Below are 514 nucleotides of genomic sequence, written 5' to 3' on the forward strand. Positions count from 1 at the left end.
CTGGAAGGCGCGCGTGCGCAGTGGCGCCGCAGCGTGCAGCCTGGGAGCGGCTGTCCACGGTGGCCGTGGGGCCGCTGGTGGAGCGGCGCTCGCTGCGGCAGATCGATTTCGCGCCCACGCGGCCGGCGCTGATCGAGAAGGCGGTGCGCGCCGCGCCGGCCGACGCCGCCGCGATGGAGCGCGTGGGCACACCCGCCAAGGGCCTGCCCGCGCTGGAGTGGTTGCTGTGGAGCCGGCCCGTGGCGCCGGGCACGCCGGCCTGCCGCTATGCCGTGGAAGTGGCACGCGACATCCAGCGCGAGGCCGACGCGCTGGCGCAGGCCTTTGCCGCCCAGGCCACGGCCGCGGCCGAGCACGACGCCGACGGCGAGGTGGACGAAGCCAGCGTGGTGGCCGGCAGCACCGAGTTCGTGAACCAATGGGTGGGCGGCGTGGAGCGCCTGCGCTGGGCCCAGATGGAAAAGCCGCTGCGCGCCGCCGCCGGCCGCGCGCCCGACTGGCCGCGCGCCGCCAG

Annotated in this window: 1 pseudogene; it reads left to right on the forward strand. The window is 77.2% G+C overall.

Annotation, left to right across the window (positions count from 1 at the left end):
* A pseudogene (locus tag Y694_RS22215) lies at positions 1-514 on the forward strand (imelysin family protein); the annotation flags it as partial.

The organism is Methylibium sp. T29-B (assembly GCF_000576225.1).
Taxonomy (GTDB): Bacteria; Pseudomonadota; Gammaproteobacteria; order Burkholderiales; family Burkholderiaceae_C; genus Methylibium; species Methylibium petroleiphilum.